Origin of the sequence: Paraburkholderia sp. BL23I1N1 (genome assembly GCF_003610295.1) — a bacterium.
Taxonomy (GTDB): domain Bacteria; phylum Pseudomonadota; class Gammaproteobacteria; order Burkholderiales; family Burkholderiaceae; genus Paraburkholderia.
This window is the reverse complement of the sequence record NZ_RAPV01000004.1, coordinates 145,421-160,813: the sequence shown is the minus strand read 5'-3', so window position 1 is coordinate 160,813 and position 15,393 is coordinate 145,421. Positions and strand designations below refer to the sequence as shown.

Annotated in this window: 7 protein-coding genes and 7 pseudogenes; 6 read left to right on the top strand and 8 right to left on the bottom strand. The window is 56.3% G+C overall.

Going from position 1 to position 15,393, the window contains the following annotated elements:
* Positions 1–276: 276 nt before the first annotated feature.
* Positions 277–753 (bottom strand): annotated as a pseudogene (locus tag B0G76_RS41915) (transposase); the annotation flags it as partial.
* Positions 754–765: 12 nt separating this feature from the next.
* Positions 766–2,091, bottom strand: a pseudogene (locus tag B0G76_RS41910) (IS110 family transposase).
* Positions 2,092–2,327: 236 nt separating this feature from the next.
* On the opposite strand from B0G76_RS41910, the gene B0G76_RS41905 reads away from it, so the two are divergent.
* Positions 2,328–2,882, top strand: a complete 555-nt coding sequence (locus B0G76_RS41905; RefSeq protein WP_147394167.1) for a hypothetical protein — start codon at positions 2,328–2,330, stop codon at positions 2,880–2,882.
* Positions 2,883–3,072: 190 nt separating this feature from the next.
* Positions 3,073–4,191: pseudogene (locus B0G76_RS41900) on the top strand (IS701 family transposase); the annotation flags it as partial.
* A gap of 18 nt (positions 4,192–4,209) precedes the next feature.
* Here the strand turns inward: B0G76_RS41900 and B0G76_RS41895 are convergent.
* On the bottom strand, positions 4,210–5,706 hold the full coding sequence (locus B0G76_RS41895) for an IS5 family transposase (protein ID WP_243856640.1): 1,497 nt from the start codon (positions 5,704–5,706) through the stop codon (positions 4,210–4,212).
* A gap of 125 nt (positions 5,707–5,831) precedes the next feature.
* On the opposite strand from B0G76_RS41895, the pseudogene B0G76_RS43425 reads away from it, so the two are divergent.
* Positions 5,832–6,031 (top strand): annotated as a pseudogene (locus tag B0G76_RS43425) (IS701 family transposase); the annotation flags it as partial.
* Between the two features lie 1,020 nt (positions 6,032–7,051).
* Positions 7,052–8,149, top strand: a pseudogene (locus B0G76_RS41880) (IS5 family transposase).
* 290 nt (positions 8,150–8,439) lie between these two features.
* On the opposite strand, the gene B0G76_RS41875 reads toward B0G76_RS41880, so the two are convergent.
* From B0G76_RS41875 to glaH, 5 genes and pseudogenes are all read right to left on the bottom strand, one after another.
* Positions 8,440–9,387 (bottom strand): LysR family transcriptional regulator, encoded by a 948-nt coding sequence (locus tag B0G76_RS41875; RefSeq protein ID WP_120298563.1) that lies wholly within the window; start codon positions 9,385–9,387, stop codon positions 8,440–8,442.
* 540 nt (positions 9,388–9,927) lie between these two features.
* A pseudogene (locus B0G76_RS41870) lies at positions 9,928–10,918 on the bottom strand (IS3 family transposase); the annotation flags it as partial.
* Between the two features lie 94 nt (positions 10,919–11,012).
* Positions 11,013–11,201, bottom strand: a pseudogene (locus tag B0G76_RS41865) (3-hydroxyacyl-CoA dehydrogenase family protein); the annotation flags it as partial.
* 23 nt (positions 11,202–11,224) lie between these two features.
* Positions 11,225–12,463, bottom strand: coding sequence for an alpha-hydroxy acid oxidase (locus tag B0G76_RS41860; RefSeq protein ID WP_120298562.1), 1,239 nt, complete (start codon positions 12,461–12,463; stop codon positions 11,225–11,227).
* Positions 12,464–12,522: 59 nt separating this feature from the next.
* Positions 12,523–13,482 (bottom strand): glutarate dioxygenase GlaH, encoded by a 960-nt coding sequence (gene glaH / locus B0G76_RS41855; protein ID WP_259461003.1) that lies wholly within the window; start codon positions 13,480–13,482, stop codon positions 12,523–12,525.
* Between the two features lie 66 nt (positions 13,483–13,548).
* Here glaH and B0G76_RS41850 point away from each other — a divergent pair, with 66 nt between their 5' ends.
* Positions 13,549–14,460, top strand: coding sequence for a LysR family transcriptional regulator (locus B0G76_RS41850; protein WP_120298561.1), 912 nt, complete (start codon positions 13,549–13,551; stop codon positions 14,458–14,460).
* 637 nt (positions 14,461–15,097) lie between these two features.
* Positions 15,098–15,388, top strand: coding sequence for a hypothetical protein (locus tag B0G76_RS41845; RefSeq protein ID WP_220700830.1), 291 nt, complete (start codon positions 15,098–15,100; stop codon positions 15,386–15,388).
* Positions 15,389–15,393 lie beyond the last annotated feature (5 nt).

The following is a 15,393-nucleotide window of genomic DNA, read 5'->3' as shown; positions in this document are numbered from 1 at the left end:
AGGCTACGCGCGATCCTCGGAGACTTCGTTATGCAAATTCGAATGTTGAATTTAGCAACGCGACGACCTAGGATAAGGGCTTTCCCGCATCGACTGCGCCAGATCCAATCGCTCTTGCCACACTGAAACCGTGACCGCTAAGGAACCGCTGAACAAAGCGTCAGCGCGCAGCGTTGCCGGAGTGATGCCGATTTTTTTCGTCATCCAACGGCAGATTTGACGACTTGCCAGCTCGATATTTTCATTTTCCGGCGCTTTTACCCCGGTGTTCGTGCCTCATGCCGCCTTGCAGACGGAGTTATCCATTGATTGCAGCAACGCTTTCTTTGCAATCACCAGATCGGCCAGCGCAAACAACGTGCCGCACTGCGCACCATTTTTGGCCAATCCACGGTAGCGAGCCTTCTTGTGCCTGAACAGATTCTTCACCACGTGATACGGATGTTCAACCCGGGCACGGACTTGCGCCTTGACCTTTTCCAAAGCCTGCGTCAATTGCTTCAGCGGCCCTTCGGCAATGCCCTTGAGCCTGGAGCGCTTCATGGCCACCGACCACCGCACATCCGTCTTGACGGCACCCTCTGCCTGCGCCTTTAGAATCTCTCCGCGCTTGTGTACGCCGGTGTAGCCCGCATCGAGAAAGACGTCATCCTCCTGCCCGTGCAGCACCTCATGGGTGTGCGCCACATCAGACTCGTTGGCCGCGGTGTAGTGAGTGCTGTGCACCAAGCCCGATTCAGCATCGGCTCCAATGTCGGGTAGCTCTTACGTTGTCGCCGGAACAGATTCAATGCGGAACCCCAGCCTGGCGGCGCGACGTTTGAGGGCAGCGATACTTCGTTGGCGTTGCTGCTCCTCGTAACGCTGCTGTCCCTGGTCGACGAAGGCCTCGCCGCGTGTCAGCATGAATACACCATGCGCGCGAGCTTGTGCGCCACTGCGGTGTTGGCGCGTGGCTTGTCCATCCGGGCACACAGCCGGCGGTAAAAAGCGCCCAGCGCAGAGTCGCTATGGGAAAGGGTCATGGCCGCCATCTTGAGCGCTTGCCGCGCCCGGTTGGCCGAGCGTTTCGTGCCTGAGGACAATACCTTGCCGCCGCTGATCTTCGTGCCTGGCGTCAGCCCCAGCCAGGAACAGAAATGCTTCACGCTGGCAAAGCGGCTCAGGTCCGGGCCGATCTCGGACAGCAGTGTTAGGACGGTGGACACACCCAGGCCGTTGATGCGCGTGAGATCGACACCCGCCCACTTGGCGAGTCGCTGCCGCTGGTCGAAGTTGCCTCGCAGCCTGGTGCCGGCCCTCGGCCCGGTACCCATGTCAACGTGGTGGCGGCCACTCTCGTCCACGAGCGTCTGCAGGCGGGCATCGCATTCGCCAAGGTGACGGGCGATGTCGTCGTACATCTATAGCGCCTGCTTCAGCACGAACAGGTGCTCTTCGCGCCAGTTGCCTGTCAATGCGCGGGCGATATCGTCGGCACTGCGCCTGATCCGGCCGTGACGGTAGCGGGCCAGAACCTTCGGATCGCGTTCGCCCGCGACGATCGCGCGGATGATCGCCTGTCCCGTCGCCCCCATGATGTCGCTCAGCACCTCGCTGAGCTGGATATTCATCTGCACCAGCGTCTTCTGCATGCGCTGTACCCAGCTGCCCTGCTCGGTAAGCAGCACCTCGCGCTGGCGCGCCACCGCACGCACCACGCAGACCTCGTCGCCGGGGCGCCAGGCCGCCCGCAGCAGCCCTAGGCTCATCAGCTTCTGCAGCCACTGGCAGTCGAGCACATCGCTTTTGCGGCCAGGCACGTACTTCATCTGCCGCGCGTCGACCAGCCACACCGCCAGCCCGCGCCGCTCCAGCACCTCGTATACCGGTCCCGTAGGCTCCGGTCGATTCGAGTGCCACCGTATCGACACCGCACGCCAGCAGCCAGTCGGCCATCGCGTTCAGATCGTCGGTCATCGTGCCGAATTCCCGCACCGGCTTATCGTCCGCGGTCCTGGGTACCGCTACCCAGTGGCTCGAACCACCTATATCGATGCCCGCTGCGTTTGGAAACACTTCGGGACAGTCTTCCCGCTTACGCATCGCCATGGTTTGTCTCGCTATGGTTGATGGATGGCAGCGTCATGGGATGCTACATCGCGCAACAAAAATTTGATGCGCGAAGATATACTGCAAGTAACGAAAACGGAAGTATATAGAGAGTGACAACAGCCTATAGCTGTATATTTTCAAAACTGTATTTTACTCAACTGGTAACGATCCTCGACTCGCTCACGTACAGAATTCGGCACCATGTCATATGAAATCTACCGCGGAGATTCAACATGCAAGTAAGGACTCCACATCAAATATCCATGGTACAGCGCCAGGATCTGGAGGATACCGTTAAAAACCTTACCACCCCGAGTGATTCCAGCGAGAAGCAAATTTGGGTAAACGACGAGTTGACCGAGCAAGAGCGTAGTAATTTGGCGATGCTAAATAATTTCTGGCTGTGTTGGAAAACACTTCCTTTCGACATTAACAGACTTGGCCATTTCTTTGCCCCTGACGTTACCGTTCGCACAGGCTGGCGCGGTGAGCACGTCGTACACGGGCGAGAGCAGGTCCTGGATATGTATGCTCAGGAAATCGAGCGCCAAACTGCCCATGGCGAGATTTCAGATTTCCGGTTTCCGGTGGTAGTGGCGAAAGGGCCCATCATATTTCATACTTGGATTTGGATTGCCCAGTCAAAACAGCTTGGTTACCACATCGAACGACCTATGGCCGCGTCCTATCTGATTACAAATGGACAAATCGAGCGCTGGGATAGTTATTGTACAGGCCTCGAGTCTGAACCCGGCTATACCGGCGGGAACGGGCCTGACGGTCTATGACCGTCCATACGACAACACGGGGCCCAGTGCCGAGAGAAGAAGCTGATCGCGCAAAAGTCCACGCAGTTACAAGGGCTCGCTTCAACGTAAGCGTTGCTCGCGTACCGCCTAGTCTGACTGTGTCATAAACAATATTGGCGATGGAATGATACCTGGTACTATTGAATAATACAAACCCCGGGTGATCGCGATGAGAGAAGATGTCGACGAATTTGATTCGTATCTTAACCATCTGACGCAAGTGCTGGGTCACGCCGATCGTCATGCCGGCCTCAAGGGTTACTGTTCAGGTCTGGTGTTGCCGTTGTCACGCAAGAGCGTCGAGCCAATGGCCGCGCATATTGACCCGCTTCACGCGAGTGCAAAGCACCAGTCACTCCATCATTTTGTGGCCAAGGCTGACTGGTCAGACCGTGCGGTCCTGCAGCGGATACGCGAATGGGTGATGCCCGCGTTAGACGCGCACGCCGCTGAAGAAAGCGGCTATTACTGGATTATTGACGACACCGGTTTTCCAAAGCAGGGACGTCATTCGGTCGGGGTGGCACGTCAGTATTGTGGCCAGCTCGGCAAACAGGACAACTGTCAGGTCGCAGTGAGCCTGTCGATCGCGACGCAACGCGGCAGCCTGCCGATTGCCTCGCAGCTGTATGTCCCCAAGGAATGGATTGACGACCGGGAGCGTGCCTGTCGCGCCGGCATTCCCGACGATCTTGCTTTTCAGACGAAGCCCCAGATTGCGCTGGCCCAACTTCGCGAGGCGATAGCATCCGGCGTTGCGCCGGGCATCGTGCTGGCCGATGCTGGTTACGGCGACGAAACCGCCTTCCGGGAGGGCGTAACTGAACTGGGTTTGTTGTACGCGGTAGGGATCCGGCCGGGCACCTCTGTGTGGGCGCCAGGTACGGCGCCGCTTCCGCCCGGGCCCTGGAGCGGGCGCGGCAAGCCACCGACATTGTTGCGCCGTGGGCCCGGCCACGAACCGATCGCGGTAAAGGAGCTGGCCATGCAATTACCCGTGAACGCCTGGCACACCGTCACCTGGCGGGAAGGCAGCAACGCAGCACTTTCCTCCCGCTTTGCCGCCGTACGGGTTCGTCCCGCACATCGCGACAATGAGCGAAGTACCGTTCGTGACGAAGAATGGCTGCTCGTTGAATGGCCCGATGGCGATACGGAGCCGCTCAAGTACTTTCTCACGACTGCCCCCGGGGAGGCGACACTTGAACAGCTTGTGTTCGTAACCAAGATGCGCTGGCGCATCGAGCGCGACTACCAGGATCTGAAGCAGGAGTTCGGACTGGGTCATTAGTCGGACCTGCAAAATTCAGTTTGCTTGATGCACGACGCCGATGGGACATTTTGTCGGAGCGGGCAGGCTAAGCGGCCGGAAGCATTGCCGGTGCGCAAGCAGCGGATGCGACGGGACTTTGACGATCCAATGGAGCCAGGCGAGGATAAAAAAGATGGGCCGCAGACCCAGGCGAACAATCGCACGCAACAGCCAGCGCAGATTGTAGCCCGTGGCGCACAGCACGGCATGCAGCGCATCGCCGGTTTGCCCTTTGAGCCAGCAACGACGCATACCGTGGTCGTGCTTCACATGGCCGATGATCGGTTCAATCGCCTGTCGTCGCTTGAGCCAGCGACGCTGCGTGCTGGTCAGCGTCTTGTGTTTGCCGCGATGAATCAGGTGTACTGACGATAATTCCGCGTCGACGCCGCGAAACCCGAGATCGACCAATATGGTCTTCGGCTGCGGTGTACCGGGCAGATCCTGCAGCAGAATGGAGCTCTGTTCGAGTTGCTCGGCAAGCGTATGGCCGTCATAGGGGTTGCCGGGGAACGCCCGGGCACCGACGATCAACCCGTGTTTCTCCGTGATCGCGAGGCTCACCTTGACGCCGAACTCGTAGGGCTGGCGTGCCTTTCCTTTCCCAATGCATTCAACTTCAGGCGCATGCAGTGCGTAGAGCTTGTTCTTGTCCTTTGGACGTTGGCGGCAAATGCGCCAGGCCCGCTCAAGCCAGACGCGCAGTTGTGCCTGCCGTTCGTCCGAAGCTCCGGAGAGCTTGCGTTCGATATCGCGCAGCAACCGTCCCAATACTGTGCGCTGACGTTTGAGTACACGACGCAGGCGCTTGAACTGCTTCGCATGGGCATAGCCGCCTGCGCGGCGCCGCAGCCGCTTGCCCTCACGCTCGTAAGTTTGCTTCAACGCCAACCCGGCGCGTTGCGCCAACTGAACGAGTCTGGCCCGCGCCACCTCCAGCAGACGGCTGTCGGTCGGATACGCAATCGCCTTCTCTTGCACCGTGGTGTCGACAATCACGCGCTCGAATTCGACCGGCGTCACCGCCTTCATCTGCACCGCAGCCGCGATCGTCGCCGCGAGCAGCTCCTCGACACCGGCTTCGCCCAGCGCCTGCCGAAAGCGCACCAGGTTGGTCGGGTCGCACGGCAGACGCGGCTGGAAATACTCCTCGCCACAGAAGAACTGGAAGTACACGTCCTGCGCCCAGCGCTCGCACACGGTTTCGTCACTCTCGTTGTAGGCGTGCTTCAGGTACAGCAGACCCACCATCAGCCGCATAGGCAAGCGCGGACGTCCAGCCGCACTGACGCCACCGGCAAATTCCAGCGAGTTCGAGCCAAACAGGTCAAGCCCTTCGCTTACCCGTCCATCGCGTGAGCGCCGCTCGAACAGGGGACCAAGCGTCGCTTCGATTGAAGCCCACGACATCTTCGTTGCCAACACGGCAAGCGGGTGACGTAAATCAATCATCGCGTCCAGACGGCTACGAAAGAAATCAGGCGTGCTCATTGGCGACCACTCCAAAACTCCCAGAATTTTTATCAGATCGATATTCGTTCTGGGAGTTCTATTACCCGCCAACTAGCTGCATCGCCAAGCCAGGCGAGGCCTCATGAACTTCTGCAAGGCCGACTCATTACGAAGGGCGTGGCTGGCGCGGCTTTCACCACCACGCCACACTGAGTATCGCTGCGTATGGGTTTCTGATGGCTCAGCGACTCAGAATGCAATCAGACGGACGCGATAAAAAAACTTCGTTGAACGCGCGCTGCCTTCCCTTCCCCCGGATTACATCCCCCGGGGCAGTCCAGCGCGCTCAACGTCACGTTCCTGATTCCATAACTACGTTGCGCATCCTGCTTGGACTAAGGCTCATGCAACGATGGCTCTCTCTTCCTGCACGGCAATAGAGCGCGCAACCAATTATAAGAGGGTAGCCCCATGTCCTCCCGGACATAGGGCCCCCGAAGAACTGTACGTGCAAGTTTCCCTGCATACAGCTCGTGCACAGCGTTAAGCGTCGTACTGACGCCGGTCTCACAACGGCCCGTGAGACCTTCGCAAGCATCACCTTGTCGATTCGTCTCATCGCTGGGACGAGGGGCGCTGAACCGTAGTGCAACCGGTCTCTCTCAAGCTTCCCCCCAATGAATCTCGAACGTGGACTTGCGACAGCTACACCACGCGGAAGTCTGCATCCTTTCGGATCAGGGCAAATCCTGAACCCTTATGCGGACTATTACTGCCCACCATTCGCTTTCTCCGCGTTCTCATATCCACTCACCCAACAGCTTCCCTCGCGGGTCACCTGCCTTAGCCAGTATGTCGGCGTGGGCGGGCAATTGGACTTACCGTGTTCCGCATGAAGGACACGAGCAGGTTAGGTTCTGCCTCTTCGCCGGCAGCCATTTGTCCGTGTGCCCCGAGTGTCAAGCGGGACATCCGGCTGCTTGCCTTTTGGCTCAAGCCTGACAGCGCCTTTGGCTTGCCTCTTATGACGACGTTTATCAGCAGTTCGCATCCGCTAACCGATACTGCCCAACCTGGCACCCCATCCGCCTCGACGCTGGCAGACAACGCCACCCTCTCGCGAGCGTGCCGTCGTTCAATGAACGGGTACGTTGTTCCGGTGGCTTCACACCAGGCCGTTACCAGCCCAGCATGCACCGGTAGGTTACGATTGACGGAACAATTGGTTCCTCTTCCGGGCGACCCCGGATGGAACAATCCTCCACGCGACTTCACGTCGCACTGACACAGTATGACTAGCAGGCTGCCGAAATACCTCACCCCGAAGTCACCCAAAAGGTCAGTTCAAACGTTGTTAGTAAAGACCCCACAACTGTGAGAAGCGATGCGCGGCGCCGATACCTTTACCGAGAACTTGTTCACATTGCGTAAGCTGGAGGACTTTGTTCCAGCCGATCATCCGCTGCGCTCGATTCGCAAGATGGCCAACGCAGCTTTGGCCAAGATGGATCGCTTGTTTGCCGGCATGTACGAGGCTGATATCAAAGGTGGGCGGCCCAGCATTGCCCCGGAGAAGCTGCTGCGCGCGATGCTGTTGCAGGTGCTCTATAGCGTTCGCTCGGAGCGCCAGTTGATGGAGCAGGTTCAATATAACCTGCTGTTTCGTTGGTTTATCGGGCTCTCGATGGACGATGCCGTATGGGTGCCCACCGTCTTCACCAAGAACCGCGAGCGCCTGATCAAGCATGACGCGGTCATCGAGTTCTTCAACGAGGTTGTGGGCATTGCCGAGAAGAAGTGCTGGCTTTCCGGTGAGCACTTCAGCGTCGATGGCACGTTAATTCAAGCACGGGCCGGCCATAAAAGCTTTGTGCGCCGCGACGATGATCAGGACCCCGAAGACGGTGGGAGCTTCAAGGGCGAGACGCGCAACAATGAGACGCATGAATCGACGAGCGACCCGGATTCGCGGCTGTATAAGGGCAAAACGGCAAGCGAGCTACGCTACATGGGCCACACGTTGAGTGACAACCGCCATGGGCTGATCGCCAGCGCCGTGGTGACGCTGGCCGATGGCTATGCCGAGCGCGAAGCGGCCAAAGTGATGATCGACGATGCCCGTCAAGCGCTTGGCGACCCGACACGCGAGATCACGCTGGGGGCAGACAAAGGCTATGACCCGGCAGAGTTCATCGAGGCCTGCAAGGCCATGAAAGTCACCCCTCACGTGGCGCAAAACAAGTCAGGTCGCCAGTCGGCGGTGCCTGAATCAATCGCCCAGAGTGCGGGCTACGCGGTTTCCCAGCAAAAGCGCAAGCTCATCGAACAGGGTTTCGGCTAGGCCAAGAGCATCGGCGGTATGCGCCAGGTGATGGTGCGCGGCGTGAAGAAGGTCGATCAGATGTTCGTGCTGACGATGGCCGCGTACAACCTCGTGCGCATGCGCACCTTGCGACAACTCCGTCCGTTGCAGCCGCAGTGAACCAAAAACGCGCAAGAGAACGTCATAAACAGGTCCAAAAACTGAAATCAACCGGTTCATATTCCAAACTATGAGAAATCCCCCGCTGAAAATTCTGATCAAGCTCATGGCTCAGTAAAGTCGGCCTGTATTTCCGCAGCCTGCTAGACCGATAAGGCCAAACTGGACACAGTAGCCCCAACAAACGAGTGGTGCACACCACTTTGTCACCCGAGATAGCGACGACAATGGACCTGATCGCCTGTGATTTGCTTGCCCAACAACAATATCAGCAGGCCAAGTAATGCACGCTAGGAGGAGGCTAGCACACGACAATGAACGTCAGTGACAAAAGCTCGCTTTAGCTCGTGCACCATCTGCTTACACAAAGTATTCGAAGCTATCTCGCTCCGAACCACTGCATAATATTTCTGCTTGGAAGCAATTTTGACTCGACGAATTTCCCTCAGGCGTCCAGAGGCCACCCATTCCGCAGCAAAATCTCTTGGCAGCAGCGTGACCCACTTTCCCGAAAGCACCAACAGAAGCCTAGCCATAGCCTGTCCAGATCTAGCCGTCACGCTGAATGAATTCATCGCCGCTTCAAATTCTGAATCCTGATAAGCCCAGAAATCGACCCCTTCGCATTTCGCGAGTTCACTGTCAGTAATTTCATCCTCGTTTTTATGAAAAAGAGGATGCTTTGCACCACAATATAGGGCCAAAGACTCTTCGTATAACAAATAAGCTTTAGTTTCCGGAATCTCCCGTGGCACCGCACCTATACCAATATCCGCCTCTCCATCCGCAAGCATCTTCAGGACCCGCTCCGGCGAGGTGAAATATACTTCAAGAAATTTAGTAGTCGCCCCATTATTAATCTTCTCAAAAACATTTTCGAGTACCGGGAAATGACCATAGATGGTATCGTCCAAGGCAACCCTGAGAACTCCGCCGACAAGCGACGACACGTGATTGAGACGTTCGCGATACCCGTTAAGATCTGAAAATAAATCTTGGCAGATCTTATATATCTGCTCGCCCTCCGGGGTTAATGAAAAACCCGAACGCCCTCGGTGGCAAAGTGTTTTTCCAAGCCGCGCTTCGAGCGTTGAGATATGTATGCTAATTGCCGATTTGCTTTTGTTAAGACAAGCTTCTGCCGCCGTGTACCCGCCAGCTCGTACAACAGATTCAAAAATTTTCAACAGGAGAATATCTTTCTCAGAGAGATTTAACAGCCTATCTTGTTGTGACATGGCATGTACTTCGTAATCAAATATTTAGTCGATTAATTCTAATTAATTATCAGAGCATGAAAAATGTCTCAGCGCTGATCATCCTTCTATAGCCTATACAGTATTTGGCGTCACCAGCTTTTCATACACAAAAATGTCCGAAGCGGGAACACTTACATTTTTAGAACAGTAAGCCAACAAAAAAAAACCGTCAATTGGTAGAGACGCTAGTCGAGGGCCTATACAATTGAAATAGCCTAGCCTCGCTCCCCAGTTGTCAGGCGACATTCAGACGTTTCGGCGAAAGATGCTCGAGCCATGCTCGAATGAGAAGATGTACAGCAATCGGCGAAAGGGTACGCTTGGCGCCGGGCGGCAGTTCCTAGCGATCGCAATTCTGTCGGAGTCGGTCGGCGTTTGTTCGTATTTCGATAATCGTTCAGCGGGTTTCCTGCCGGCACCTTCTGGTCGCAAGCCGCAGGGCGCTATCGTTCGACGCCGCCGAGGCTTATCGATGCGCAATGAACAGGACAAGGTGCAATATGAAACGTACGCCTTAATTTGCGGCGAACGAACAGGCGTAGTCAACGGCTCCAGACCCAACTCGCGAGCAAAGCTGCGCGTGCGATGGTCGATGTGAGCCGAGCCGTTGTCCGAGAGCCATTTGATGGGCGCATCTGTCCGAGTCGTGCCGAAGCGTTGCTCGACTGCTGCGAGCATCACATCACGCACAACGTCGCCGCTATGGCCGCCAGTAGTTGCGGCCCAACTGATGGCTTCCCGGTCATGGCAATCCAACGCGAACGTCACGCGCAACGGCGAGCCATCGTCACAACGGAACTGGAAGCCGTCTGAGCACCAGCGAACAAACGGCTATGCGCCATCATGCCGGCGGGAATCGCGACGCTGGCCAGGACGTCGCAGCAGCAACTGATGGTCGCGCATGACGCGATAGATCCGCTTGGCGTTCACGCATGGCGCGCCAGCCATTTCGTGACTACGTCCCAGCAGTGGCCAGACTCTCCGATACCCATTCGTCGGCAAGACTGCCACATGCTAGTGGATTGCAGCGACCAGTTCGGCGTCGTCGGTATGCCGGGCGCGGCGACCATCCTCCCAGTCCGGGAAGCGGGCTCTTCTGACTGCCAAAGCAGAGCGCGCCACGCCGAGAACATCGCAGACCGTTTTCATCGGTCGTCCCCGGGCAGTAAGGGCGAGCGCGCAATCCAGTTTTTTGAGCGGCCATATTCGACTGCTTCTTTCAGGATTTCCACCTCCTGCGTCTTCTTGCCAAGAGACGCTGCAGTTCGCGGATTTCCTTCATCGCTGTGGCTAACTGCGAGGCTGGCACCACGGTTTCTCCAGCTTTCACCGCCGCCAGGCTGCCGTCCTGATATTGCTTGCGCCACGCAAGCACCTGGTTTGGGTTCACCTCGTGTCGTCGGGCTACCGCTGAAACCGTTGCTCCCGGCTCCAGGGTTTCCTGCACGATGGCCACTTTCTCTTGTACCGAACGCCGACGACGGCGCTCCAGTTCGGTCAGAACTTCAATGCTTTCCACGATTTGCCTAGGCTTGAAACTAGTCACAAGACTATCTCCTATTTTAAGAGATGCCGTGTGTCCTGAGAATCAAGGGGCTACTCCACGGCCCGATAGGATGATTCGCACCCAGTTTCATTCCGGCGTCGATCTCCTGTACACCGGCCAGACCTTCGTGCAGTGCAAAAATCGCTTCGTTAATCGTGGGCACCAGAATCCGGTTCACCACGAAACCCGGGGAATTTCTCACGGTGATCGGTGTCTTGCCCAAGCGCCTCGCAAATTCGACGGTCGCACCGAACATCCGTCTGCATCCGGTCATACGAGGATCGAAGCCGTGAGGTCTTCAACGGAAGTTGCACCAACCATCGCCATGTTTCTATCGACCTCGTCGCGAAGTAGCGTGATCGCGTGTCTGACACCTGATTCACCAGCGACAGCGGCGGCATACATGAAGGGCCGCCCGAGGAACACAAACGCAGCGCCGAGCGCTAACGCTTTCAAGACATCACTTCCGCGACGGATGCCGCTGTCCATCATCACTACGATGCTGTCCTGAACGGCTTCTTTGATGAGGGGCAGAACGGTCAGTGGAGAAACTGCACCATCGAGTTGTCGACCACCGTGATTCGATACGATTATCCCGTCGACGCCCGACAGTGCCGCTCTTTTGGCATCATCCGGGTGAAGGATGCCTTTAAGGACTAACCTTCCTTTCCATCGGCGCCTTATACGCTCGATGTTGTCCCAGCAAAGGTGATCACGCCCGGTTGTATCGCGGACCGCCGATGCTGACAACATTGGCGCTCCGCGCGTCGAGAAGGAGTTTTCGAAGTGAGGCATCCCATGCCGTAGCATGGTCTGAAGGAAAGTCCCGAACAGCCAGCGTGGATGAGTGATGCCATCAAACGCCAAACGCACGCTAGGGCGCAACGGCAATGAAAATCCGGTGCGGATGTTGTTCTCCCGGTTCGCCCACACGGGAATGTCAACGGTGATCACGAGTGTTGAGAATTTCGCGCTCTCAACGCGGTCAATCAGTGCATCGATACGCCCGCTGTCACCGGGAAGATACGCTTGAAACCACGTCGCGGGCGCGGCATCATGAACCTCCTCCATTCGAATGAGAGAAGATCCGCTCATGATGGCCGGGATGTTCAACTTTTGAGCCGCGCTTGCGAGAACGATGTCACCACGATAGGCCGAGATCGCACTAATGCCAACAGGAGCGATTCCAAAAGGGCACGAGTACTTGTGACCGAACAGATCCGTACTTTGCGATCGCCGTGACACATTGATCATCACTTTCGGGCAAAACTCATGGCGCGCGAAAGCGAGACGGTTTGCCGTAAGTGACGTGGAGTCCTCCGCCGCACCTGCAATGTATCCAAAGAGCGGCCGCGGGAGAAGCGATCGTGCTTCGTTTTCGAAGTCGTTTAATGATAGAACCCTGCGGAGACGTTTTGGAAGGTCGGCTCGTACCTCATAGGCCGCTTTTGCGAGCGCTTTTGCATCTGCAGCCTCGTGAGGGTTGATAGCTTTAACAGTACTCTTCATGGGGATCCTGCCAAAAATACGCGACGGCGCGCAAGCGTCGGCGCAGCAAAGCTGAAGTATTAAGAGACCAGCATTCCGCGTATCCGCATGAGCTCACGGTGAAGGGATTCATTACGCTCAAATGGTGCACGACCGTGCAGATAAAAATAGTTGTTCAAAACGACAAGTTCACCGACGGGCAAAGCGACTTCCTTTGTTCCTCCAGACGCTTCCATCGAGTTAGACAGTTCGCGCAAGAAGAGGGCTTCTTCGAGATTCGTCGGCTGCACAAACTGATCGATGAAGGACATTGAAAGACCAAATTCTCCATGGAAGAAGAGAGGACGCTCGATAACTTCGGAGACATTCTTCGACCCAGGGGATTTATAGAGAAACGGCTTGGAGCCGAGGCGATGATAGGCAAACTGATCAACCTCATTCCAGTCGTCGAGATGCAGGAAGCGTGATTCCCCACCGACAGCGTTTTTTTCTTCAAACTTCATCATCAGCAGCCAGTCAGTGGCGTCTGAAACAAATGTCCCGTCAGTATGAAGAGTGAAGAGGCGGTATGCCTGCCGGAGGTACGAGTCGCTATCGTCGGTATGTTTGACGAGGAAGCGGGCGTAATAATTTCCCGACATCGCATCGTGATTAGCCGGTCCCAAAAGGTGCCCGATGGCCGAGCCAAACCGGACGAAATCATCAGGATCTTCTGTCGAATTCTTCAGTCCTACGGTGAATCCTCCGAACCGTCGATCACGGACAAGAGTGAGAAGTGTTGATGCGAAGGTGTCGCCTGCATGTCTAGCGAGAAGCCCTCCCAGGTAAAACCGCATGAAGGGAACGTAGTCGAGGTTCTGAACGTCGACGTGACGGGCTTCGTCCAGAAAGAGGCGAAGTGCCTTATCGTCGATATCGATCACCTGGATACGATGATGTGTCTCGTGCCTACGAACTTCGAAGTTGTCGACTGTGGTCGCGAAGGCTGTTGCGGAAAGAGGAGCGTTCATGGTGGCACCCAGCGTCTGGAAAGACTTCATTGGACACGAATAGTTTGATATGATAAAGCTTCAAAAACCGAATCTTTAATGCATCAGGGTGATTAAATGACTGACACGCGTCAGCTCCGATACTTTGTTGCGCTGGCGGATCATTTGCACTTTGCCAAGGCCGCGGACGAACTGGGCATCGCGCAGTCGGCCCTTAGCGTGCAAGTCCTAAAACTTGAAAAGGAAGTCGGGGCGCGGCTGCTGAATCGCAATAAGCGGCAGCCGGTGTCTTTGACCGAAGTGGGGCGCATGGTGTACGAAGAAGCCACGGCCGCGTTGCAACATGTCACGCGGGTGGGTCAGGTCGGCCGCCTTGCGGCGCGCGGTCAGTTAGGTTTCATCAGGATAGGTTCGGTCGCGTCCGGCGTAAGTAGTGGTCTGGTCAACCGGATGCTGAAGGATTTTCGATCGACACATCCAGACGTCGTGGTCGAACTGGTGGGAATGGACACGCCGCGTCAACTAGAGGCACTTGCTGCAGGGGAAATTGACCTAGCGATCCTCAGACCGAGACGCAAATATCCATCCGGCCTGAGTGCTACCATCATTCATAATGAGCGACTGATGGTAGCGATCGCCGAGGATCATCCGTTGAACTCAAAAGTTAAGCTAAATGTCAGTGATCTGGCGAATGAGACGTTCATTACCCCACAATTGAGGGAAGACGAGGGCTTCAGCTTGACATTAGAACGACTTGCCGTTTCCGGTGGGTTTTCAGTGGCGACCGAGATTCGTGTTCAGGATTTCATCAGTGCGCTCACGATGGCATCCGCTGGATATGGGCTTGTGCTTGTGCCCGAGTCGATGCAATTTCTCATGTCACGCGCTCTGCGATACCGTCCGGTAAGTGGATTGGAAGAGAATGTGTATCTGGCACTTGCAAGACGAAGCCGAGAGTATTCCCCTGCGACCCGTGCGCTCTTGGATTCTGCGCTGGCGAACGTCAAAATTAGTGCGAGTCGTGCGTAGGTTAGCATTAGCGATTTCCTTGGTGTGATTCAAAATCCACGTTTTTTTGCGTTACGCAGCCAAGCTGAATCACCCTGCCCACACAGCTGCAGAATGGGAATGCGAAGCAAAAAGAGGCCTTCTACGCCCCCTTGCATCAGATTTGCTTAGGCTGCAGCGGGCCGAGTTCGAGTAGCGTGGACTCCTCGCGGCCGATGGCGGCATGCAACCGGTTCCACGCTTGCCGGAACGCGAGGGAGGTTTCTCGCTTGCGGTGTAAAAGACACATCTGTCGCACGAAATGCTCTGGGATAGCGGTGGCGCGTGGGATGGCATCGAGCTTCTGTCCAGCACGCACGCGAAGGCGAGCAAATCCTCGCGCTGGTTTTGCGAAGCGATGCGCATCGTACCGATGCGTGATATACGATGATCAACCTGCGGCAATACTGCTAGGTGTCATCGCGGGTACAGGCTGTTGTCCGATGGCGCATCGCGTCATGAGCGGCCACGTCGTTTCAATCTGCATTCCTGATAATAATGCAGACATCGACATATCAATACCCATCAGTTTCCGCAACCATCCATTCAGTTTCGCGTGTTTGCCGATGTTGCTCACTAACCACCGGCTTGCACTGGACTGAAACGCGCAACCAGTTGAATGAAAGTTCTGAAGGCCAACCTCAAACCGGGTTTGATCGAAATGAGAAACTCCCTGTTCAAAGGTGGCTACCTGAAACAGGTGCAAAAATACTGCCCGAGCATCAATAAGGAAGATCTGCGGCGGCCATACCCAGCAGGCGTTCGCGCTCAGGTCGTGTCAAAGGAAGGCAAGTTGATCGACGACTTTTTATTCGTCAACACCAAACGCAGCGTCAACGTCTGCAATGACCGTCCCCCGCCGCCACCTCTGCGATCCCTATCGGTGCCGACCCAGCCAGCAACCGACTAACCGGC

Bases quoted from the DNA above. Each gene is read 5' to 3' on its own strand.
- B0G76_RS41905 (WP_147394167.1), top strand. From the start codon at position 2,328: ATGCAAGTAAGGACTCCACATCAAATATCCATGGTACAGCGCCAGGAT.
- B0G76_RS41895 (WP_243856640.1), bottom strand. From the start codon at position 5,706: ATGAGCACGCCTGATTTCTTTCGTAGCCGTCTGGACGCGATGATTGAT.
- B0G76_RS41875 (WP_120298563.1), bottom strand. From the start codon at position 9,387: ATGTCACAACAAGATAGGCTGTTAAATCTCTCTGAGAAAGATATTCTC.
- B0G76_RS41860 (WP_120298562.1), bottom strand. From the start codon at position 12,463: ATGAAGAGTACTGTTAAAGCTATCAACCCTCACGAGGCTGCAGATGCA.
- glaH (WP_259461003.1), bottom strand. From the start codon at position 13,482: ATGAAGTCTTTCCAGACGCTGGGTGCCACCATGAACGCTCCTCTTTCC.
- B0G76_RS41850 (WP_120298561.1), top strand. From the start codon at position 13,549: ATGACTGACACGCGTCAGCTCCGATACTTTGTTGCGCTGGCGGATCAT.
- B0G76_RS41845 (WP_220700830.1), top strand. From the start codon at position 15,098: ATGAAAGTTCTGAAGGCCAACCTCAAACCGGGTTTGATCGAAATGAGA.